Annotated in this window: 15 protein-coding genes; 13 read left to right on the top strand and 2 right to left on the bottom strand. The window is 37.8% G+C overall.

Annotation, left to right across the window (positions count from 1 at the left end; translation table 11 throughout):
- Positions 1–5: 5 nt before the first annotated feature.
- A complete protein-coding gene (locus HZ311_RS05710) occupies positions 6–3,137 on the top strand; it encodes an AAA family ATPase (protein ID WP_178946525.1) in 3,132 nt (1,043 codons plus the stop codon).
- An 18-nt stretch (positions 3,138–3,155) separates the two neighbouring features.
- The gene (locus HZ311_RS05705; protein WP_178946524.1) at positions 3,156–6,350 is read left to right on the top strand and encodes a DEAD/DEAH box helicase; all 3,195 of its coding nucleotides are present in this window, start codon (positions 3,156–3,158) and stop codon (positions 6,348–6,350) included.
- Positions 6,351–6,513: 163 nt separating this feature from the next.
- Here the strand turns inward: HZ311_RS05705 and HZ311_RS05700 are convergent, their stop codons facing one another.
- Positions 6,514–7,809 (bottom strand): ISL3-like element ISEfa11 family transposase, encoded by a 1,296-nt coding sequence (locus HZ311_RS05700; protein WP_010734358.1) that lies wholly within the window; start codon positions 7,807–7,809, stop codon positions 6,514–6,516.
- Between the two features lie 199 nt (positions 7,810–8,008).
- Positions 8,009–8,731, bottom strand: a complete 723-nt coding sequence (locus HZ311_RS05695) for an HAD family hydrolase (RefSeq protein ID WP_010734240.1) — start codon at positions 8,729–8,731, stop codon at positions 8,009–8,011.
- Between the two features lie 753 nt (positions 8,732–9,484).
- Here HZ311_RS05695 and spxA point away from each other — a divergent pair.
- The 11 genes from spxA (at position 9,485) to HZ311_RS05640 (ending at position 23,914) form a co-directional block, all read left to right on the top strand.
- Positions 9,485–9,883 carry a transcriptional regulator SpxA gene (gene spxA, locus HZ311_RS05690; RefSeq protein ID WP_019723016.1) on the top strand — a complete coding sequence of 133 codons (399 nt, stop codon included), beginning with the start codon at positions 9,485–9,487 and terminating at the stop codon, positions 9,881–9,883.
- A 163-nt stretch (positions 9,884–10,046) separates the two neighbouring features.
- Entirely contained in the window at positions 10,047–10,697 is a 651-nt protein-coding gene (locus HZ311_RS05685) for an adaptor protein MecA (RefSeq protein ID WP_010734242.1), read from the top strand.
- Between the two features lie 120 nt (positions 10,698–10,817).
- The gene (locus HZ311_RS05680; protein WP_137072862.1) at positions 10,818–11,813 is read left to right on the top strand and encodes a competence protein CoiA; all 996 of its coding nucleotides are present in this window, start codon (positions 10,818–10,820) and stop codon (positions 11,811–11,813) included.
- Positions 11,814–11,943: 130 nt separating this feature from the next.
- Complete coding sequence (gene pepF / locus HZ311_RS05675) at positions 11,944–13,755, top strand: oligoendopeptidase F (protein ID WP_010734244.1); 1,812 nt, start codon at positions 11,944–11,946, stop codon at positions 13,753–13,755.
- Between the two features lie 1,473 nt (positions 13,756–15,228).
- Positions 15,229–16,260: a zinc-binding dehydrogenase gene (locus tag HZ311_RS05670; RefSeq protein ID WP_023520418.1), complete on the top strand. Its 1,032-nt coding sequence runs from the start codon at positions 15,229–15,231 to the stop codon at positions 16,258–16,260.
- Positions 16,261–16,616: 356 nt separating this feature from the next.
- Entirely contained in the window at positions 16,617–18,083 is a 1,467-nt protein-coding gene (abc-f, locus tag HZ311_RS05665) for a ribosomal protection-like ABC-F family protein (RefSeq protein WP_178946523.1), read from the top strand.
- A gap of 300 nt (positions 18,084–18,383) precedes the next feature.
- Entirely contained in the window at positions 18,384–20,423 is a 2,040-nt protein-coding gene (locus tag HZ311_RS05660; RefSeq protein ID WP_023520417.1) for a BglG family transcription antiterminator, read from the top strand.
- Positions 20,420–20,701 carry a PTS sugar transporter subunit IIB gene (locus HZ311_RS05655; protein ID WP_010734248.1) on the top strand — a complete coding sequence of 94 codons (282 nt, stop codon included), beginning with the start codon at positions 20,420–20,422 and terminating at the stop codon, positions 20,699–20,701. Before HZ311_RS05660 ends, HZ311_RS05655 begins: the two co-directional genes overlap by 4 nt.
- 27 nt (positions 20,702–20,728) lie before the next feature.
- Positions 20,729–22,093, top strand: a complete 1,365-nt coding sequence (locus HZ311_RS05650) for a PTS ascorbate transporter subunit IIC (RefSeq protein ID WP_010734249.1) — start codon at positions 20,729–20,731, stop codon at positions 22,091–22,093.
- Between the two features lie 12 nt (positions 22,094–22,105).
- Positions 22,106–22,963, top strand: coding sequence for a transketolase (locus HZ311_RS05645; protein WP_178946522.1), 858 nt, complete (start codon positions 22,106–22,108; stop codon positions 22,961–22,963).
- 3 nt (positions 22,964–22,966) lie between these two features.
- On the top strand, positions 22,967–23,914 hold the full coding sequence (locus HZ311_RS05640; protein WP_137072856.1) for a transketolase family protein: 948 nt from the start codon (positions 22,967–22,969) through the stop codon (positions 23,912–23,914).
- Positions 23,915–24,184: the final 270 nt, after the last annotated feature.

The raw sequence follows: 24,184 nt of genomic DNA, 5'->3' as shown, positions 1-24,184 counted from the left end.
CAAGTATGAAACCACAGACGTTACGATTGAAAAATTTTGGCCCATTTATTGATGAAACGATTGATTTCTCAAAATTGACCCAAGCGGCCTTGTTTTTGATTACAGGAAAAACAGGGGCTGGCAAAACAACGATTTTTGATGGCATGACTTATGCGCTTTTTGGAGAAACATCTGGAAGGTTGCGGTCTGGCAAAGAGATGCGGTCATTATTTGCGACACCAGAAGACGAAACGAGTGTCTTTTTTTCGTTTGAACATCAACAGTTGCGTTATGAAGTCGAACGTAAGCCTGAACAATTGTTAGCTAAACGCAAGGGTGAGGGCATGAGAAAACAGGCGGCAAAAGTCAGTTTAACGATCTTTGATGAAAAAGGAAAAGAAATTCGACAATTAACAAAACGTAGTGAAGTCGATCAAGAAATCAAAGAACTATTGAATTTAGATGCGAAACAATTTTCACAGATCGTCTTACTGCCGCAAGGAGAATTTCGGAATTTCTTGATTTCCTCTAGTAGTGAAAAAGAAACAGTTTTACGTAACTTATTCGGCACACAATTCTTTCAACGATTCACCGAACAATTGAAAGAAAAAGCCAAGAACAAGCAAAAAGAACTGGATCATTTAGAGCAAGAATTAGTCTTATTGCAAAGGCAATTTAGTTCCTATGAGGAGAAGCAACCGGCTGGTCTACAATCTTTTGAGACAGTGATCAATGAGTGGAAAGAGTATCAAGATCAAGTTTCAACAAGGCTCGCCTCAGAGCAAGAAGTATTAGAGCAACTGAAAGAAGAACAAAAAATCAGCGAGACGGATTACTACCACGGGAAAAATCAAAAATCTGCTTATGAAGAAAAGCAACAATTATTAGCAGAACAACAAGTGCTCAATGAGCAACAACAAGTGATCGAGGAGCACCAAAGATGGATTTCCCATTATGAAGTTGCTCAGCAATTGCGCACACCGCTTGAACGTAGCCAAGAATATCAAGAATCACTTACCACACAGGAAAGTGAGAAACAGCAACTAATTATTGCGTGCAATAAGGTGACAAGTGATTTACAGAAATGGCAAGAACAGGCGGACGTACGAGAAAATCTCGAACAAAAAATAGCAAAAATGAGTCAAACGCTCCAAGAAAAGCAACGATTGATCCCAGTGGCCGATACTTTCAGAGAAAAACAATCGGAACTTTCCGTAATGGAAAAAAAAGTCAGTGAGTTACAGCAAGAAATCCAACAACTGGCAGATCAGCAATTGATCCTTCAAGAAAGACAACAAACGAGTCAAACCGTTTTAGCAACCCAAGGGGAACTACAAGAAAAACAGTTGGTTTATGAACGTTTACGTTTAGAAGGGGAACGTTACTGTGAACAACAGCAACACCTTGATCACCTTGACAAAGAACTAGTAAAAAATCATCAGTACTTTGAACAAACAACAGAGCAATTGGTAGAAAAACAACGATTACTTGAACAACAAACACACGAGTTCAATCAATGTAAAAGCGACTGGGCAAAGCAACAAATTACTTATTTACAAACCCTATTGATACCTGGTGAACCTTGCCCAGTATGTGGTGCAACGGAGCATCCATTGACACCGGATAATCGTGAATCAGTGCAGGAAAACTTAGCTGTGCTTGAAGAAAAAATGGTCCAAGCAGAACAATCGATCGAAAAAACGCATCAAGAAATTGGTCGAAAAGAAGCAGAAATCGAAGAAATCAACCAACAGCTTGCTCGTTTAAGCCAGCAACAAGTGGAAATGAGTCAACAGTTGGATCAACAAGCAATTTATTTGAACACAGAGTTAAAAGCCACCTTCCAAATAGATGTCCAAGAAGATATTGTTCAAGGGTTGGCGGAAATAGAGAAAACCCTCAATGCTCGTTTAAAGGAAATCAAAAAAGCAGAAGAAGCACAAGTAAGGGTCATGGAAGAACTAGCCAGCAACAAAGAACAAAGTGAACAGATCAAAGCTCAACAAATGCTCCATAATGAAAAAATCCAACGACTCCAAGGTGAGATGGCAGGATTGAGTCAACAATTAGGAGCAGAAGACCTTGATACTTTAGTAAAAGAAGCTGATCAATTAGCCGAACAGTCGAGCAAGAGCAAGCAAGAATTGGAAGAGCAAATGGCCCAAGGTGAGAAACTCCAGCAAGAATCAGCTGTTTTGACGACTAAAATCGAAGCGTTGACTGAACAAATCGAAAAGACAATTGCTCAATATGAAAAAGAACAACGGAAAATCTCTAGTTTCTTAGAGCAACACACTGATTTTTCTTCGCAAGAAGCAATAGCAGCGTTGTTAAAAGAAACAGTCACATACGAAAATAGAAAAACAACGATCAAGGATTATCAAACGAAACAGTTGGTTCTTTCCACTCGCTTAGAACAATTGGCACATGTCACTTATGATGAAAAATCCCAAGATTTGACAGTGTTGAGTGAACGAATCGAAAAAATCAAACAACACATTGAAGAGCAACAACAATTGATCTATCACTTACAACAAGAGTATAAAACCAATCAGAAAGTGATCATGGAATTTACTACAAGTTATCAAAATAGTCAGGAACAACTAGATGAATTGATCCAGTTGCAACAATTATCACAGACAATGAATGGCGAAAATCCTAAAAAAACAAGTATTGAACGTTATGTCTTGCAAGTTTATTTACAAGAAGTCTTGCAAGTCGCTAATGAACATCTGATACGATTGACAAAAAGCCGCTATCAGTTTGAATTAGATGAAGAAGTTGGTAGCTACCGCGGAAAGACTGGCCTGGAGATCAACGTGTACGATGATGAAGCAGGAACGACCAGAGGATCGCATACTTTATCCGGAGGCGAAAGCTTTATTGCTGCATTATCATTAGCTTTAGCCTTGGCAGAAGTGATTCAAGCGCAAGCTGGTGGAATCACGATCGAAGCATTGTTTATTGACGAAGGGTTTGGTTCACTGGATGAAGAAGCCTTGGAAATGGCGATGGAAGCATTAGAAACAGTTGAAAGCGAAGGCAGGATGATCGGGATCATCAGCCATGTACGTGAGTTGAAAGAACGTGTCTTGCAACAAATACGAATTGATACAAAAGGTAGTGGACAGAGTGAAATACACTACCATTTTGGTTAAGAAGGGAGATTGATAACAATGAAATGGAGTATTCCGGAAAAAGTCATTGCAAGAGGGCGTCAATATTTGCAAGAAGACCGTGTGTTATCGGTTGTCCCAGATCAAGAAGATAATGTGTGGCATGCAGAGGTTTTAGGTAGCGAGCTGTATTTAGTTGATTTAGATGGTACAGCAAAAGAAATCGACTACTGTCAATGCCCATACTGGGAAGAACATCATTATTGCAAGCACACTGTTGCAGTAGAACTTTATTTACGATCGAAACAACTTTCTCGTATCATGCAGAAAGATCAAAAAATGATCGAACCAACGAAAAAGACCAGTGAAGGAGAACTATTGACAAAAGGATTTGCCCGATTAAAAGGGAAGACTTCTACTAAATCCTTGCAACCCTTAGTGATCGATTATCATGTCGAACAGATCGAAACCAATCAATACCATCCAGAACTTTCTATTTTGGCGGTTTATCTACGTGTGGGCTTTCTAGAAACACCTAAGAAGACATACATCGTAAAAAATATTTATGAATTTCTACAGGCGTATACAGAAGAAGAAAACTATACGGTCAATAAACAGTATCAATTCCGTTTAGAGCACCGAGTTTTCCAACAAGAAGATCAACAACTAATGGAGCTATTCGCAGGTATTGCACAGACACAAACATTATTAGGCGCAAACGGTGTCTTGGTAAAAGGGAAATTAGACAAGCGTTACTTACTTTTGCCAATCGATCAATCGAAATCTTTGTTAGAGCGTATGAATCAATCGACACGTTTGAAACTACAGATCAATGATCAAACTTATCATGGCATCCAGTTTTCAGATGATACGAAACCGCTAAGTTTTCAAGTCAAGAAGAGAGAAACACAGTATCAATTGACTGCCGTAAGTGACTTTGATTTGTTCTTGTCTCACTATCAGTGGGGGATCAGACAAGGTACTATCTATCATTTGACTAAACAGCAACAGACGATCTATTTGACTTGGAAACAACTGATGAAACGTTTTGAAGAGCCAGAAGTTGCCTTTCATAAAAAAGAATTGTCTTCTTTATTTAAAGAAATTTTACCGCTTTTAGATCAGATAGGAACCGTTGCTATTGATGATGAAGTGACAGCAGAAGTCGCAGATATTCCAGTAGAGTTTGTCTTTGTTTTTAAAAAAATGAAAGGGCAAATTCAAGCAAGGATCGATTTTGTATATGGAGATGTTGTGTTCTCCACAGATGAACGACATGAAACGCTTGCTGAGCAAACTACCGAAATATTGAGAGATACGGCGCAAGAACAGCGGGTCCTTGATTTGTTTCGTATGTACCGTTACCGGAAAAATAAAACGGGCTACGAACGTCCATTACCTGAAGGTGAAGCTTTGTATCAGTTTTTCCGGACAGAATTAGCTGTTTTTCGTCAATTTGGAGAAGTCCGTATAGGAAAAAAATTACGGGAATTATATCTAGATGCACAAAAACACCAACCACAGATCGAAGTAGAAGAAACAGGATCATGGCTAGATATCCGCTTTGATGTGACAGGAATCAACGAGCATGAAATCGACAATGTTTTGCAGAGTTTGTTAAGAAATGATTCATTTTATACCTTAGAAAGTGGACAGGTATTATCGTTTGATTCAGAAGAATTCCAACAAACAAGCAAAATCCTACAACAATTCAGAGATACGATCCGTTCAGACGATGGCGTTATCCAAGTGCCAAAAAATCAAGGATTGATGATCAAAGAACAATTTACAGGAAGTAATGCTAGTTTTGGCGATTCTTTCCAACAAATGACTCAAGACTTGATCGATCCTACGAATTACAAAGCCACTTTACCAAAGAATTTGCAAGCAGAGCTTAGAGACTATCAGAAGCAAGGCTTCCAATGGTTGAAAATGTTAGGTCATTATCAATTTGGTGGCATTTTAGCTGATGAAATGGGTCTAGGGAAAACGTTGCAGACTATTGCTTTTCTGCTTTCGGAGAAAGAAGAAAAAGGTGCGTTGGACGCCTTGATCGTAGCACCGGCGAGTTTGATCTATAACTGGCAAGCCGAAGTGAAAAAGTTTGCACCCTCATTGAGTGTCCAAGTGATCAATGGCAATAAGAAAGAGCGAGAAACTTTGTTAGCTGAAAAAGTAGATATTCGTGTTACTTCTTATGCGAGCTTACGTCAGGATCTTTCTGAATATCAATCATCGACGATTAATTATTTAGTCTTAGATGAAGCGCAAATGGTGAAAAATAGCAGCACAAAGACTGCTCAAGCTTTACGAGAGTTGCATATTCCACAGCGCTTTGCTTTAAGTGGGACACCAATCGAAAATAGCCTTGAAGAACTATGGTCACTATTTGCTACAATCATGCCGGGATTCTTTCCGAATCGGACACGTTTTAGAGAATTGACGACAGATGAAATCGCGCAAATGATCCGACCTTTTGTTTTAAGACGAGATAAGCAAACAGTTCTCAAAGATTTACCAGAAAAAACTGAAATGAATCTTTATTCTGCGTTGACGGAAGAACAAAAAACAGTGTACCTTGCTTATTTAAGACAAATGCGTGAAGAAGTATCAGCTATGGATTCAGAGTCGTTCAAAAAGAATCGGATCGGCATCTTGGCAGGACTGACACGTTTACGTCAAATTTGTTGTGATCCTCGCTTGTTTGTAGAAGACTACCAAGGTGGATCAGGTAAGTTAGAACAAGTAAAAGATTTATTACTAGCTGCAAAAGAAAATAACCGTCGTGTCTTGTTGTTCTCCCAATTTACGGGTATGCTGACGATCCTTCAAGAGGAATTAGCTGAATTAGGGCTAAGTACCTTTTATTTACGAGGAAGTACAAAGGCACAAGATCGTTTAACCATGGTCGATGCTTTCAACGCGGGTGAAAAAGATGTCTTTCTTATTTCACTTAAAGCAGGAGGGACTGGGTTAAATCTAACTGGCGCAGATACAGTCATCCTTTATGATTTATGGTGGAACCCAGCGATCGAAGAACAAGCTGCTGGAAGAGCCCATCGTATTGGACAAAAAAATGTTGTTGAAGTATGGCGAATGATTGCTGAAGGAACAATCGAAGAGCGAATGGATTCCTTACAGCAAGAAAAACGAGAATTGTTCCAAAAAGTAATCCAAGGAAACGAAGAACAATTGACGAAACTAACAGAAGACGATATTCGTTTGATTCTAAGTATTGGTGAAAATGACGAATAAAACGTAAAGATCATTTATTGAGTAATTACTCTCTTATACAGGAAACAGTAAATAAGCCAAGGAAGATAGCCACGCAAATCTGGCTCTTTGTCAATAAGGACTGATGAGTTGTGCAAAATCAAATCTGGGTCAGAATGAACCTCATTCTGGCTCAGATTTTTTGTTATCTTACTTTGATTAATTGATTGATCAAAAAGATTCTAATTCTCATGTTCTCGAATGATTTAAATCCGTAGGATACTCGTTTCATTGTCTTTATGTGGGTATTCTTCGCTTCTATTTTTCCATTGGAATAAGGATAGATCATTGCGTTGGTGATGCCTTCTTCATAGGTCAGAAGGTTTTGAAGCTTTTCCCGAAAGCTGTCATCCAACGTTTCGGGAAGTTCTGCTAATAAGGAGAAAAATAAGTCAGGGTCTTTGTCTCGAAAGGCTTCAACTAATTCATGAAAAAAGGGATACGCCTCCTTTAGGGGCGTAGAAAACTCAAGCAATCGATCAATCATCATTGCTTCAGTAAGAAATGGGTATTTTGGTGCTCGGAAACTTTTCCATGTTTTGTATTCATAATGGTTGATGTTTGCACGATTTTTTAGCAAAAAGCGCCAGTTCTTTTTCAGTTTTTCTGCCTGGCTTTTCTGTCCTGCTTTACGAAGTTCATTCATTTCACGGATACGCAACTCATTGAACGCTTGATTCATGTGTTTGACAATATGAAACCGATCAATCACTATTTTCGCATTTGGCAGAACACGTTTGGTGAGCTGGAAGTAGGCGGCGTTCATGTCTGTCACCAAGAATTCTACTTCTTCTGGATTGGTACACTTTAAGAAATAGCTTGTTAATCGAGGTAATTTACGCGTAGGCAAAACATCTATTAATTTTCCTGTTTCGCCATCTGCGCAAATAAAGCTCATTTTATCTTCTATGGAAGCATGCGAACGAAATTCATCAACCATCAATACTCTTGGGAGAATCTTCTTAGATTGCTTTGGTAAATAGCTTTTAAACTCTTTCAATGTACGAATAACAGTGGTCAAAGATACCTGACAGCTTTTCGCAATAAAAGATAAAGATACTTTTTCAGTCAGTAAAGAAGCAATTTTATATCTAACATGATTTGCGATTGAATGTCTGGATTGGACAAAATAACTTTGAGCAGTCCAATGGGTTCGGCAGTTTTTACAGGTATAGCGCTGCTTTTTTAGGCGCATAACCAAAGGCATATGATTGTATTGTTCAAAACGGACAATCGTTTCTTTTTTTCCATTTTTCACTATAATTGCTTTCCCGTTTCCATCTACCACAGTAGAACCACAACTTCTACAAGCACGAGGAGTAGGCGAGAGAACAGCATCGACGACCAACGTCTTTTTCTTCTGAAGGGTCTCGTAAGAGACCTCTGTAATCATCAAATCTTTCTCTATTATTCTCAGCATTTTTTTGATAGAATCATTCATATAGCATATCGTCCTCTCAGTTGTTTATTTTGTGGTGATTTAATCATACTAGAGAACGATATGTTTTTTAATACCTAAAATGAAAATGGGACTGAAGAATCAATTCTGATTCATCAGTCCCATAAATTATAGAGCCGCAAATCTGCGCAGTGATCTTCCTTGGTTTTTCTTGTTTATTTATTCGCAGATGCTTATTTGATCAGACAAGCTGAGCTTCTCCTACAGCAGTTTTTATAGCGGATAGCAGTTGATCGAACTCGTTGATCTCTACATCACACACTGGACGCTCGTTGATGGAACGTTTGCGGTGATTGAACCATAACGTCTGCCAATTGGCACTCTTAGCACCTAACACATCGTTTTCGTAATTATCGCCAACGTATAGTGTTTCATTAGGTGACATATTGAAAGTTTTCTCGGCTAATTGGAAGATTTCCTTTTCTGGTTTTTGAAAGCCAGTTGCTTGAGAAACTAGCATACAATCAGCAGGAATCCAATTTGTTAATTGAAGTTGATTTAATTTTTTTGTTTGATGATCAGTTGGTCCATTGGTGATGATCCCTAATGGAATATTTTTTTCTTTAAGAAAATCAAGTGTTTTTTTTACTTCAGGATGAAGAGAGATATTTGCTAGTTCCTCTTCGTAGACTTCTTGGAAAACTAAGCATTTTTCATCAGAGATAGGTGAATAACCTAGATCGATCAAGGACTGACTAATGCGGTGTGCACGCATATAATCAAGTGTCCATTCTCCAGCCATGACTTTTGGGAAATTCTCATCGCTGTGATGGCGGAAACGGATATATAATCCATGCATATCTTCTTCTGCTACTTGAGGTACCACGCTTTGAACTGAATTCTTAAATGGTTGTTGCTGATCATACATTGTATCGTCAACATCAAATACAACTGATTTAATCAAATTATTACACGCCTTTCAATATTCTATCTTTTCACAAATCCTCGCTTATTGTATCAAAAAAAAGGTGATAAAAACGTTGAGATTTAAAGGTTTTTATTACTATATTTCTTATTAGTTGACAGAATAAGGTTTGTGTATTTTAGTTTTTTTAACTAAAAATAATTAATTTTATTATAAAGAAATCAACAAATCTATTTTCCGCTTTGTCAAATGGATTATAATAGTAAAAATAAATAAAACAAAAGATAACTTGTTTTTTTAATACAGAAAAAATAAAATTAGCAAAATATAAAATAACGTTAACTAGCAAGCTGGCTAGTAGGTTTTAACTTTTCCGTTGAACGCATCTGCTACTTCAATTTTATAGTGGCGTTAAAATCAACATTTTTTTAGTTTTTTTTATTTTCTGAGTTTTAAAAATTTTTTGTTATTAAATAAATAAAAAACATTACACGTGAAAAAAACGCTATCATTTTTAAAGTTTTCAAAAAGACTAGTACAGATTTTTGTGCTGTGTTATGTGTTTTTTGTATTGTAAAAGTATTTGAAAACTCTAATTTTTTTACTCAAAATTAAGTAGAAACCTTGGTTTAACTGTATATCTGTCTTAGATAACTTTCATTTTTTTTAAAAATAATTTAAAAAAAAGCTAGCTATTTAAATGTTGATTAGGTATAATAGAAACAGATGGAAGATATTCAGGATCTTCTGTTACAAAAATGTGGCTATAATCACAAAAAGGAGTGATGCACGTTGTTAACACTATATACTTCCCCAAGTTGTACTTCCTGCAGAAAGGCTCGTGCGTGGTTGCAAGAGCATCAGATTCCATTTGTAGAGCGAAATATTTTTTCAGAACCTCTTAATAGCTCTGAATTAAAAGCAATTTTACAAATGACGGAAGACGGAACAGAAGAAATTATTTCTACCCGTTCAAAAGTTTTCCAAAAATTAAACATGGATCTGGATGAGTTACCATTACAAGAACTTTTAGAGCTTGTACAAAACAATCCTGGTTTGTTACGTAGACCAATTATGATCGATAACAAACGTCTACAAGTCGGCTTTAATGAAGATGAAATTCGTCGTTTCTTACCACGAGATGTTCGTCAATTAGAATTACGTCAAGCCCAGCTAATGGCTGGTTTATAGAAAACACAGAATGAAACTTAGGAGGATGTGATGTCTTTCTAAGTTTTTTTTTATTAAAAATAAATTGTGTTTTTTTAGGACTTAATGATTTTTTCTTTACATTTATTCTTATTTCGCTACAATTAATCTATATGGATAGTTGGGATAAAGTGAGGTGTAGCATATGGAAATGGAACATATCAATGAGAATACGATTCGTGTAATGATTGGTCATGATGACCTAGAAGAACGTGGGGTCTCATTTTTAGATTTATTAGGTAACCACAGAGAAATTGAAAACTTTTTTTATAGTATCTTAGAAGAAGTGGATATTGAAGAGGAGTTCCAAAGTAGCGAAGCTGTCACTTTCCAAGTTTTGCCAAAAGGGGATGGCCTAGAGCTGTTTATCAGTAAGAATATGCCAGACGAAGAGATCGGTCAAAACAATGAATCGACGTTGAATAGCGCAGATGTTAGTGAGTTTCTTCAAGGTCAAATGCTTGCAAATGAAGAGGAAAGCGACTTAACAGAATCAACTACTGCAAGTGAACAACGAGCAATCTTTGTATTCAATGACTTTGAGCAAGTGATCCAGCTTGCCAATGATGTTCAGTTAGAATCAGCTTGGACAGATCTATACCAATTAGAAGAACGTTATTATTTAGTTGTTCACTTTTGGATGGAAAATCTAAATCAAACCGATGTTGAAAATCAATATGCACGTATTTTAGAATTCGCTGAGAAAAGTACACGAACAGCTGAAGCATTGAATGAATATGGGCAGCAATTGATGGAACGTAATGCTCTGGAACGAGTAAAATTTTATTTTGAATAAAGCATAGGATAGGCTAACACAGCGATAGTTGACATTGCTAGGTATGCTTTGTCGAGGGTCTCAACATTTGTTGAGACCTTTTTTCGTTGGCGTATTTATCTAATGAAAGGAAGTGAGTCGATGTTACTCGCCAAAGACAAAGAAGGGTCTATTTTTTTAGCAACTGATGCAACAAAAGAGTGCGACTACTATTGTCCAAACTGTGGGAATCAAGTGTTTTTAAAAAGAGGAATGAAGAGAATCGCCCATTTTTTCCATCATGATACTTCGGACTGCCAAGTATTTAGTGAGGCGGAATCTGAAGAGCATCTTAATCTAAAAAGACAATGTTTCCGATGGTTGAAAAAAAGCTATCCAAGAGTAGAAATGGAAGGATATCTATCACAACTGATGCAACGTCCGGATATCTTGGTTGGTCATCATGCGTTTGAGATCCAATGTTCTCCATTGTCTTATGAGCGAATGATCGAAAGGACGATCAATTACAAAGCAAATGGGTATGTTGTTTGGTGGCTATTAGGAATGAAATTTTTCAAAAGGAACGATTGCTTAAGATTAGAAAAAAAGTTTTGCTACTACGACGATTTACGACAGCTCCACTTTTGGCAAATCGACTGGTCTACGCAAAAGGTTTACTTATATAGTCAGATCTTCACAGACTTATCGGGGAAAATCAGGTTTGAACAATCTTCTTGGTCCTTTTTTGAGAAAGAGCTATTAACAGTATTAGAAGTCGAAAGTGGCTCATTGCGAAAAATACCAAGTTCTTCTTCCGTGAAAACAAAAGACTGGATAGCAAAACAAATCATTCGAAAAAATAAAAAAGTATTAGGAGTACAAGAACAGTGCTATCTAAGAAAGAAGCATGTGCTTTATCTTGAATCGTGGTTCTATGAAGGAAGTGATTTCTTTTGCTTTTTTTCTGAACAAGTATTCTTTTATCGGTTGCTGTTTTCACAGATGAAATGCAAAGAGAATGATAAGAAAACAAGTTCTTTCGATAAATGGTATCAGGAAATCAAGGAATATAAAAATGAGTGGTTATTTCCTTTGATTGATGAACAAAAAATTTATCGATTGTTTTATGAAGAGTGTAAACGTTTAGTACAAAAATAATAATCAGAGAAGAATTCCATATACAAAACATGAAAGAGTTATGATAAACTCAAAAGAGTAAGTAAAAAGTAACTATTATTTTTTATTCAGAAAAGCATAGTTGCAAAGATGAACAAAAGGAGTGGAACAGATGAGCGAAACAACGAAGTTACCAAATAGAGAAGATTTGCCTGAAAAATTGACATGGGACCTAACACCAATCTTTTCAAGCGATCAAGAATTTGATAAAAAGTACGAAGAATTGACTGAAGAATTAAAAAATTCTGAGCATTATAAAGGAACATTAGGTAATGGAGCAACAGCATTTTTGGAGGCGCTTGAATTTGTCTTAACAATGTATCGTAAAGTTGAGCTTATTTATGTCTATTCCCATTTAAAAAATGACCAAGATACGACAAATACGACATATCAAGCATTGTATGCTCGTGCTGGAAGTTTACTTTCAAAAGTGAGTGAAGCAATTGCTTGGTATGAGCCAGAAGTATTGCAACTTTCTGATGAGCAAATTTGGCAATATTTTGAAGAAGAACCAAAATTAGAAGTTTATCGTCATTATGTCAAACAAATGGTTGATAACCGCGCACACATCTTGTCAGCAGATCAGGAAGCATTACTTGCTGGAGCCGGAGAAATCTTTGGTGCTTCAAGTGGTACATTTGCAGTATTGAATAATGCTGATTTAGAGTTCCCAACAATCACTGGCGAGAATGGTGAAAAGATCCAATTATCGCATGGTGTATATGGTCAATTATTAGAAAGTACCAATCGTGAAGTACGTGAAGCGGCGTTCAAAGGACTATACAGCGTATATGCACAATTTAGAAACACTTTTGCTTCCACACTTGGGACGCATATCAAAGGGCACAACTTCAAAGCCAAAGCACGTCGATACGCTTCTGCCAGAGAAGCTGCACTAAGCAATAACCATATTCCTGAAAGTGTGTATGATACTTTAGTTACTGTTGTGAACAAACATTTGCCGTTATTGCATCGATATATGGAACTACGGAAACGACTATTAAACGTAGATACATTGCATATGTATGATCTGTATACGCCAGTATTAGGTGAAGCACCAATCAAATTTACGTATGAAGAAGCAGTAGAAAAAGCCATTGAATCACTTGCGCCAATGGGAGAAGAATATCTGGCTGTCGTAAAAGAAGCATTTTCAAACCGTTGGATCGATGTAGTCGAGAATAAAGGGAAACGCAGTGGCGCTTATTCTTCTGGTAGTTATGATACCAACCCTTACATTCTGATGAACTGGCATGATACGTTGGATCAACTGTTCACCTTGGTCCATGAAATGGGACATAGTGTCCACAGCTATTTCACACGTTCGAACCAACCTTTCGTCTATGGTGATTATTCAATCTTTTTAGCCGAGATCGCGTCAACAACAAATGAAAATATTTTGACCGAACATTTATTAGCGACCGAAGAAGATCCTCGGGTTCGTGCCTATGTCTTGAATCATTATTTAGATGGTTTTAAAGGAACAATTTTCCGTCAAACACAATTTGCAGAGTTTGAACACTTCATGCATCAAGAAGATGCAAAAGGAACACCTTTGACGAGTGAGTACCTAAGTGAAAGCTATGGCGAATTAAATGCTAAGTATTATGGTCCAGCTGTTGAAAAAGATCCAGAAATCAAAGATGAATGGGCGCGTATCCCACATTTCTACTATAATTATTATGTCTATCAATACTCAACAGGATTTTCTGCTGCATCTGCTTTAGCGAAGAAAATCTGGGAGAAAGAACCAGGCGCATTAGATGCTTACCTAACGTATCTAAAAGCAGGAAACAGCGATTATCCAGTAGAAGTAATGAAGAAAGCTGGTGTGGACATGACCCAAGCAGCTTATATTGAAGATGCAATGGCCGTGTTTGAACAACGATTAAATGAATTAGAAGCATTAGTGGAAGAATTATAGAAATCATGTGTTGAGTGATCTATTGATTGGATCTTCCTAGGTCCGTTCTGATCCTGCCAAAAACCGGAAAAGTGTGTGAGTTTCTCGCTCAACACTTTTCCGGTTTTTACTGTTAAAAATAACATGAGAATTTAAAAATTAAGGTTTGGATTTTCGGTTTATAGTATACTGACAGGGATAGTAAAGTTGATGCGGTGGCTAGCCTTTAGAAAAGAGGTGATGCCTATGTTGATCTGTGGCTTTCTCCTAGAAAGGAATAAACATGTCTGTGTTTGAGGCATTGATGTTTGCATTATCGTTTGCAACATTGGTCTTGATCGTCAGCGACAAAGACAACAAAAAATAACCGCCACTTAAACTTTGGAAGGTTTAACGGTTATTTTTTGAAGCAATATCAAACTAGCTATTGTTTTGAACGATGCTATCTGAAGGGGAGTTGTTGATGCAACTCCTCTTTTCAAAGTCATGATACCATAGTTGCTACATAAAAGCGAGTTCACTTTCTTTTGTTATGGTAGAAGAACAAAAAGAGGTAGAAATCGCAATACTAAAAATAACAAAAAAATCTAAAAATTAAGGTTTGGATTTTCGGTTTATAGTATACTGACAGGGATAGTAAAGTTGATGCGGTGGCTAACCTTAAGAAAAGAGGTGATGCCTATGTTGATCTGTGGCTTTCTCCTAGAAAGGAATAAGCATGTCTGTGTTTGAGGCATTGATGTTTGCATTGTCGTTTGCAACATTGGTCTTGATCGTCAGCGACAAAGACAACAAAAAATAACCGCCATTTAAACTTTGGACAGTTTAACGGTTATTTTTTGTAAATATCTAGACTAGCCATTGCTTTAAACGATGCTATCTAAAGCGGAGTTGTTGACGCAATTCCGCTTTTCAACGCTATGATACCATAGTGAGTACATAAAAGCGAGTTCATTTTCTTTTGTTCTGATAGAGAAATAAAAGAGATAAAAATAGCAATACAATAAATAACAAAAAAATCTAAAAATTCAGGTTTAAATTTTCGGTTTATAGTATACTGACAAGGATAGTAAAGTTGATGCGGTGGCTAGCCTTTAGAAAAGAGGTGATGCCTATGTTGATCTGTGGCTTTCTCCTAGAAAGGAATAAGCATGTCTGTGTTTGAGGCATTGATGTTTGCATTGTCGTTTGCAACATTGGTCTTGATCGTCAGCGACAAAGACAACAAAAAATAACCGCTCCTTAAACTTTGGCGAGTTTAACGGTTATTTTCTGTAACTAACCAAGCTAGCCACCAGTAAAACGGTGCTATCTGAAGAGAGGGTTGTTGATACAACGCTCTCTTTTCAGAGTTATGATACCATAACGAGTATATAAAAGCGAGTTCATTTTCTTCCGGCTTATTGGAAAAAGACTGGCTATAATTGTTTTTATTTGACTTGGAGTTGACTCAAGGGGATATACTAGAAGCAATTAATCTAAGGAGTGGAAGCTATGAAAGCAACAGTATTTTTAGAGCCAGGGAAAATGGCTATCAAAGAAATGCCTAAGCCAGAATTGAATCAAGAGAACGAAGCAATCATTCGTGTGGTACGTGCAAGTGTATGTGGTTCTGATTTATGGTGGTATCGTGGTATCTCTAAAAAAGAAGCAGGATCTGCTGCGGGACATGAAGCGATTGGTATCGTAGAAGAAGTAGCAGAAGATGTTACAAACGTTGAACCGGGTGATTTTGTTATTGTGCCTTTTACCCATGGTTGTGGGGAATGTGAGGCCTGTTTAGCTGGGTTTGATGGTGATTGTTTATCAGATACTTCAGGTTCAACAGGGTACCAGGCAGAGTATATTCGCTATCGCAATGCGAATTGGGGGTTAGTAAAAATCCCTGGTAAACCAGAAGATTATTCCGATGATATGTTAAATTCTTTTGTTACGTTGGCAGATGTTATGGCAACGGGCTATCATGCAGCAGTGAGTGCTGAGGTGAAAGAAGGAGATACAGTTGTTGTGATCGGAGATGGAGCTGTAGGGTTATGTGGAGTCATTGGAGCAAAATTGTTAGGCGCATCAAAAATCATTGCGATGAGTCGACATGAAGACCGTCAACAGCTAGCTTTGACATTTGGAGCAACGGATATCATTGCGGCTCGTGGAGAAGAAGCAATCGCTGAGGTCATGAAATTAACAGGTGCCGGCGCAGATGCAGTGTTAGAATGTGTAGGGACACAACAAGCAGTTGAAACGGCTGTAAAAGTAGGCCGACCAGGTGCGGTTGTTGGACGTGTTGGCGTCCCTCACGTAGATGAGTTGGATACGAACGCTTTGTTTTATCGTAATATCGGTTTACGTGGAGGGATTGCGGCTGTGACGACTCACGACCGAGCTGCACTATTAGAAGCAGTCTTATCAAATAAAATCGAACCAGGTAAAGTCTTTACGCAACAATTCGAGTTAGATCAAGTTCAAGCTGCTTATGAGGCAATGGATGAACGAAAAGCAATCAAATCACTGTTGGTCATCACATAGTTCTTGAGTTTGAATAGATCAGAGGTCAAGAAGCAATGCTACCATCTAATTACTCAATATAGTATCTTTCATTAACCTTGAAACCGTTTGTCAAACGGTTTCAATCATGATAAAATAAATGTAATTAGAGAAAAGGAGCGATGTGCCATGTGGTTGTTTTATTTGGATCAAGTATTTTTAAACAATTAATTGAATCGTTTAAAAATAACTTGTAAATGACAATTCACGGGAACTTTGCTTTTTTTCTATGCTTTTTTAGTATGGACAAAATTCTTGAAGAAGCAGTCTTTCACAGGCTGCTTCTTTTTTGTGTTTCCGTTAGAAGGATGTTCATTTGCACAAAAGGAGTGCAAACAATGGAAGCATTAGCAATGCTATTAAAAGAGATTGAGATTACGTATAACGGAAAAGAAGTATTAACAATCAATGAGCAAGCGATTTATGAGAATGCGCGGATCGGTATCGTCGGAGATAATGGTAGCGGGAAATCGACGTTACTTAAATTATTAGCTGGAGAAATCCTACCAGAAAAAGGAAGAGTAGATCGAAGGATTGATTTTAAATATTTTGCACAGATCGATACCGTTGGTCAGCATCTAGTCGAAGAAATCGATTTTGAGTTACTCAGCCGTTTCCGAGTTCCCAATCAAATGGCTCACTTTAGTGGTGGTGAAGAAACGAAATATCGTTTGGCACAAGTATTATCTACGTACACGACAGGTTTGTTGTTAGATGAACCAACCACTCATTTAGATCAACGAAGCGTGCAAATGTTGATTGAAGAACTTCGGTATTATTATGGAACCTTAGTTTTTGTTAGCCATGATCGCTTATTTCTCAATGAATTAGCTGACAAAATATGGGAAGTATCGGGACATACGATCAAAGAATATACAGGGAATTATGATGATTATGTAAAGCAAAAAGAACAAGAAGTAATTGCTCAAGAAAGAGCGCATGATGACTATTTGAGAGAACGTAAAAAATTAGAAAATAGCATGATCAAAAAAGAGCAACAAGCCAAAAAAATGGCACAATCTTCCAATCAAAAAAGCAGAAGTAATAAAAACAGTCGGAAACCTGATCGTTTGTCAGGAACAAAACAAAAAGAAAGTGGTCAAAAAGGGATAATGAAAGCGGCGAAGTCAATGGAGAAACGTTTAGAAAAATTAACGGAAGTCGCAAGAGTACAAAAAAAGCATCCGATTGATTTCCCGCAGTCAGAAACAACTGTTTTACACAATAAGTTCCCAGTCGTAGGTGAATCAGTGACGATCCATTATGATGAAAAAATCCTGCTTGATGAAGTTAACTTTGCCTTCGCACTAGGGAAGAATATCGCGATTATTGGATCGAATGGCAGTGGGAAATCTAGTTTATTACGACACATCTTACAGCAAAAAAATGGAGTGAAGCTTAGTCCCAAAGTTACTTTTGCTGTCTATGAGCAAAGGGATTATCACTATGTTGAGGATCTGACCGTCCTACAGTATTTGATGCGTCAGACCGAATATCCAGAAAGTTTGATCCGAAGTATGCTACACCATTTAAGCTTTTCACCGGAGGCTATCCAACAATCAGTTTGTTCGTTAAGTGGAGGAGAAGCTACACGGCTGTCACTAGCAACCTTGTTTGCTAAGCCTTCCAACGTATTGATTCTAGATGAACCGACTAATTTTATTGATCTGCGGACAATGAATGCGCTAGAGTATTTTTTGAAACAATATCATGGAACTGTTTTGTTTACCTCGCATGACCCTTATTTTGTTCAACAAGTGGCAGATCAAGTCTATGAAATAAAGGATCGAAAACTGATTCGATGAGATTGAATCAGCGTAAAACGAGCTTGCTATTGTTGCTAAGTGAGAGTTAAAGGGAGTGCCAAAATAGGCAACTGAATAAGCAGTGAAATCCGGAAATCGTTTTTCCTATTTTGGGATTTCGCTGTTTCTTTTTGCAAGATTTTTTTCTGGTGACTTACTTTTTTTATTTTAATTTTAATACACGGCTGCGTCGTTGACTCTGTTCGGTCCATCAAAATGGAAAAAGCACGAGTCAAATTGGGCTGAAGTGTGATAGCGTTTCCAGTAAAAAGTCATTATAGTTGAAATGGGGGGACGGGAATGATCAATTACCGCTTGAGTTATCTGTTTGAGGAAACGAACAGACAAAAATTGATAAGACTGACGAACTTGGAGGAAGAGACTCTAAAAATAGAATTAACAAAAATCAATCATTTTTGTGAAAAAAAGCTAGGGCAAAAAATAAATATCTCTGGAGAGGAGATACTGGTTCCAGAGGCGATTCGACGACGATGGTCTGAAGTCCTCTTCGAAGTGTCAAAACAGGAACTATATTTTTCTGAAGAGGAAAGACAAGCCATGATCTATCTTCTTGCTTTTTCGATGGTTGATGACTTATCTGTTTATTATTTTCAAGAATTATTCAATGTAAGTAAGAATACAGTTTTAAAAGATGTCAGAAATTTAAGAATGAAACTCCAAGAGGAAGACATTCGACTGATTTATTCGAGAAAAAAAGGCTTCTACATAGATGGCGCTGAACTTGATGTTCGCCGCGTAGCTTATTCAACTGTGGGAGTACTAACAGACACCAAGAACGGCCACTGGTTACTTTTTGAAGGGATCTATGGCATTTCTAGAACGAATTATGTTGTGGTGAGAGACCGCCTGCTTCGTATTTTAGAGGAATTTGATTTAATCATCGTTCCTAGTCGTTTTGAGGAAATGTTGTATTTTATTAGTTTTTTATTGTCACGGATCACAAAAAAAGCAGTTTTTCTAACTGAAAAAGATAAAGAGATGCTGACCTCTTTGAATGTCTATCAAGCAAGCAAAAAATTTTTAACAGATTTTGGTCAAATCAAAAATCAAGTAGAAGAAGAATGCTATTTGACTGTGCTGTTAAAAACTGTTTTACAAGGCGATATCGAGGATCACTCTGTAGAATTTTTATTGGAATGTGCAAGAGAGGTCATCCATGAGATGGAACGTTTATCCGCTGTCCGGTTTGTTGACTATCGGAAATTATTGATGAATTTCTTTTATCATCTTGTTCCCGCTTATTTTCGTATCCGCTATCGATTCACATTGAATAATGTGTTGATCGATGAAATCAAAACCCAATATCGAGAATTATTTGAATTGACTCGTTTAGCGCTTTATCCACTCAAACAATTAGTTGGCGAGATTCCGGATACAGAAATTGGTTATTTTACGATTTTATTTGGTGGAGAGATCAGAAAACAAAAGGAGCGACATCATTACCAACGATTAAAGGCGATGATCGTCTGCCCGAGTGGCATCAGCTCTGGCTTGATCATGGAATCGGAATTACAAGAGCTATTTCCACAAATCGAATTTTTGCCAGCACGATCAACAGAAGAATATCAGATGCTTCGTTTTTCGGAAGACATTGATATGGTGTTTTCCAGTGTCCCACTAAAAACACCGGTGACCAGTTATGTTGTGAAACCCATCATGACTCCTTTAGAAAAAAATGAATTAGTTAAAAAGGTCCAACAAGCATTTTATGTTTCAGAAAGAGGTGTGCATTCGATCGAAGAAATTTTGGAAGTGATTTTTCCATATATTGATTTGAAAGAGGGAATGACAAAGAGGAAACTGCGACAGATCGTCGAGAGAAAAATAAACAAAGAATTGAACAGAAGGGAAGATCAACGGCCGATGTTATCAGAATTATTAACAAAAGAAACCATACAATTTACGGACAAACAACTGACATGGCAAGAAGCCATCACCGAGGCAGCTCAGCCTTTGTTAACGACCAATAAAATCGAAGAAAAGTATGTGGGGGCGATGATCGAAAAGGTCATGGAACATGGGCCCTTTATCCATATCGGAAAAGGAATTGCTTTGCCTCATGCACGACCAGAAGATGGAGTGAAAGAAATTGGGATGTCATTACTGAAGGTAACTGATCCAGTCTTATTGAGCGACGATGAAAAGCATCCCATCCAATTATTTATCTGTTTAGCAGCAGTGGACAACGAGATGCACTTGAAAGCTTTAGCTAGCTTGACGAAAATTTTGTCGAATAAAGAACGTTTAGCGTCATTACTCGAAGCGAAAGATGTAGAAGAAATCATCCATGTAATCAAAGAAGGGGAAGATGAAAAATGAAATTTGCAGCAGTATGTGGTTCAGGATTAGGATCCAGTTTTATGGTGGAGATGAATATCAATTCAGTATTAAATGATCTAGGGGTAAGTGGAGTGGAAGTTGCTCATTACGATCTAGGAAGTGCAGCACCAGAATTAGCAGATGTCTTTTTTATCGGTAGAGATTTAGCAGATAGCGCACAACATTTAGGTGAAATCGTCGTGTTGGAGAGTATCATCGATCTAGATGAATTGAAAGAAAAAGTAGCGGAGACATGTAGACAAAAAGGATTACTATAAAAAATTTTTTTGGGGGAGGAAAAATAAATGAATAGTATTTTAGATCTATTGATCGATATTGCGAGTACACCAGCAATCTTAGTGGCATTGATTGCTGTATTGGGGAATATGTTGCAGAAAAAAGATGTGGCAACGACTGTTAAAGGCGGAATCAAGACCTTTGTAGGATTTCTGGTTGTGACAGCTGGTGCAGGGGTCATAGAAAGTTCGTTGGCGCCATTTGGAGAAATGTTTCAAGTCGCATTCAATATGCAAGGAGTTGTTCCTAATAACGAAGCGATAGTAGCGTTAGCTCTAACTACCTATGGAACATATACAGCACTTATTATGTTAGCGGGGATGGCATTCAATATTTTGATTGCGAGAATCACTCGGTACAAATACATTTATTTGACAGGGCATGCAACGTTATACATGGCATGTATGATTGCAGTCATTTTAAGTGTAACAGGAATGAGTACGTTTAGTCTGATTTTATTCGGTGGGTTAGCGCTAGGCATCTGTAATACGATTTTTCCAGCAATCGCACAACCGTTTACACGTCAAATCACAAAAAATGACTCTGTAGCTTTAGGTCATACAGGGAACTTTGGCTACGCATTGAGTGGCTTGATCGGTAAATATGTTGGAAATAAAGAAAAATCAACAGAAGACATCAATTTTCCTAAAGGGTTAGCTTTTTTACGTGACTCAACAGTAAGTATCACGATTACGATGGCAATCGTCTATGTGATCGTTGCGTTGTTTGCCGGAAGTGACTATATTACTACCACATTGAGCGATGGCACGAATTATATTATTTATGCGTTACAACAAGCGGGTTCATTTGCCGCAGGTGTTTTTGTGATCTTAGCCGGTGTACGTTTGATTTTAGCTGAAATCGTTCCTGCATTTAAAGGAATTTCTGAAAAATTAGTACCGAATTCGATTCCAGCGTTGGATTGTCCAATCGTGTTCCCTTATGCACCAAATGCCGTATTGATTGGCTTTTTAACAAGTTTTGTTGGTGGATTAGTTAGTTTAGTGATTATGGTCTTTACCGGGACAACAGTGATCATTCCTGGCGTAGTTCCTCATTTCTTCTGTGGCGCGACAGCCGGTGTTTATGGAAATGCCACTGGGGGCGTACGTGGCGCGGTCATCGGTTCCTTTATCCACGGGATCATCATTAGTTTCATGCCGATCTTGTTGATGCCAGTAATGGGCGATCTCGGGTTCCAAGGTTCGACTTTCTCAGATACAGATTATGGTGTTTCAGGAATCTTTTTAGGAAACTTAGCAAATATGGGCGGACAAATTGCAGTTATTTCTGGTGTGGTCGCTGTGCTTGCTGTTTTGATCGGTTTGACACTTTTAAAGAAAAGTAAAAAATCAGATACAGTCGCAGAGTAAGGGGGGATCATTTTGACCATCAAGGAAGAGCAGCTAAAAGAACTGGAATTATTAGCAACTAAAATACGATTAGATACATTAATCAGTATCAAACATATGGGGCAAAGGCATTTAGGTGGTTCATTTTCGATCGTTGAGTTGTTAGCCGTCTTATACGGTAAGCAGATGAAGGTCGATCCTAAAAATCCACAATGGGAAGAACGCGATCGGTTGGTCTTATCTAAAGGACACGCAGGAGCTGGGTTATACAGTGCTTTAGCAAATGTTGGTTATTTTGACAAAGAATGGTTACTGACGATCAATGAAGGTGGAACAAGACTGCCTTCTCATCCGGATCGCCAAAAAACACCTGGTGTTGATGCAACTACGGGTTCTTTAGGTCAAGGGACTTCAATAGCTGCGGGGATCGCTACAGGTTTTAAGCAGGCTAACAAAGACAACTATGTGTACTTGATCGTGGGAGATGGAGAGTTGAATGAAGGCCAGTGTTGGGAAGCATTCCAATATATCGCTCATTTTAAATTAAATCATTGTATCGTGATCATCGATGATAATAAAAAGCAATTAGATGGAGAAACAAAGGACATCCTTGACCCGTTCGATTTACAGAAAAAAATGGAAGCATTCGGTTTCTATACCTTAAAAGTAAAAGGTTCCGATATACAAGCGATTGATGCTGCAATCAACAAATGTAAAGAAGTGACTGATCAAGCAGTTTGTCTTGTACTTGATAGCGTGAAGGGACAAGGGGTTCCATATTTTGAAACTTTAGGCGCGAATCATTCCGTAAAATTCAATACGGAACAAGTCAATCAAGCAGCAGATCAAGCAATCCGAACATTAGAAGAAAAAATCGAGAGGATGCGATAAGGGATGTTCCATTTAACTAAATCGACAGCGATCGAAAAAGAATTACGAACTTGTGTCGTGGAAACCATCAATGAATTGATGGAAAAAGACGAGAAAGTCATTGCGTTAGATGCTGATCTAGGATCTGCAAGTGGTTGGACAGCGATTGGAAAGGAACACCCTGACCGCTTTATCAATATGGGAATTGCCGAAGCCAATATGGTTGGCGTCGCAGCAGGATTAAGTTTGACGGAGTACACACCATTTATCCATACTTTTGGTCCATTTGCGACACGCCGGGTATTTGATCAACTGTTTATTTCAGGTGGCTACGGCGGGAATACCATCAATATTTATGGTTCAGATCCGGGATTTGCTGCAGGGCACAATGGGGGAACTCATACGACTTGGGAGGACGTGGCCTTAATGAAAGCCATCCCTCATTCCGTAGTATGTGATGCGGCAGATGACGTACAAATGGCATGGATCATCAAAGAATTTCATCAAATGTCAGGAATCCATTATGTACGAGGAAATCGTAAAGGCGTCACGCCTGTTTATGAGAAAGGTTCAACATTTGTATTAGGCAAAGGAAATGTTTTGCGTAAAGGGACGGATTATCTGCTGATTGCAACAGGGCAACTCGTTTCTGAAACATTGCAAGTAGCCGAACAATTGATGGAAGAAGGAATCAGCTGTGAAGTGATCGATATGTTTACCATCAAACCGATTGATCGAGAGTTGATCCTCAGTGAAGCAATTGGTAAGAAAAAAATCGTAACCATTGAGAATCACTCGATTACTGGCGGTTTAGGTAGTTCAGTCGCTGAAGTTCTTGCAGAAGAAGGGATTGGCGTTCCTCTGAAACGAATCGGTGTCAATGAACGTTTTGGTCAAGTTGGCACACCAGATTTCTTGCAACAAGAATTTGGGTTGGATGTTGCGGGGATCAAAAAGCAGATGATGGAATAAGTCAGCGTATTGACTACGATTATTTGATAGCGAAAAGGAGTAATGAGAGGGTAACCCTTTTTTACTCCTTTTTTGAGTGGGTGATCTATTAGTAGTACAATGGATTTTTATAGGATAAATATGTTGTCTTATGTTATAAATGTGAGGAGATGAAGAATGTTGATTAACGAATTAGGAGATGATATATGAATGTCTACAGCTTTTCTAATTAGAAAGAAACATGTACATATTTTTTATGATTTGTTATTTAAAGATAAAATGGATTTCTAG

Origin of the sequence: Enterococcus mundtii (genome assembly GCF_013394305.1) — a bacterium.
Taxonomy (GTDB): domain Bacteria; phylum Bacillota; class Bacilli; order Lactobacillales; family Enterococcaceae; genus Enterococcus_B; species Enterococcus_B pernyi.
Note: the sequence above shows the minus strand (reverse complement) of the source record. Positions and strands in the feature narration are given on the sequence as shown.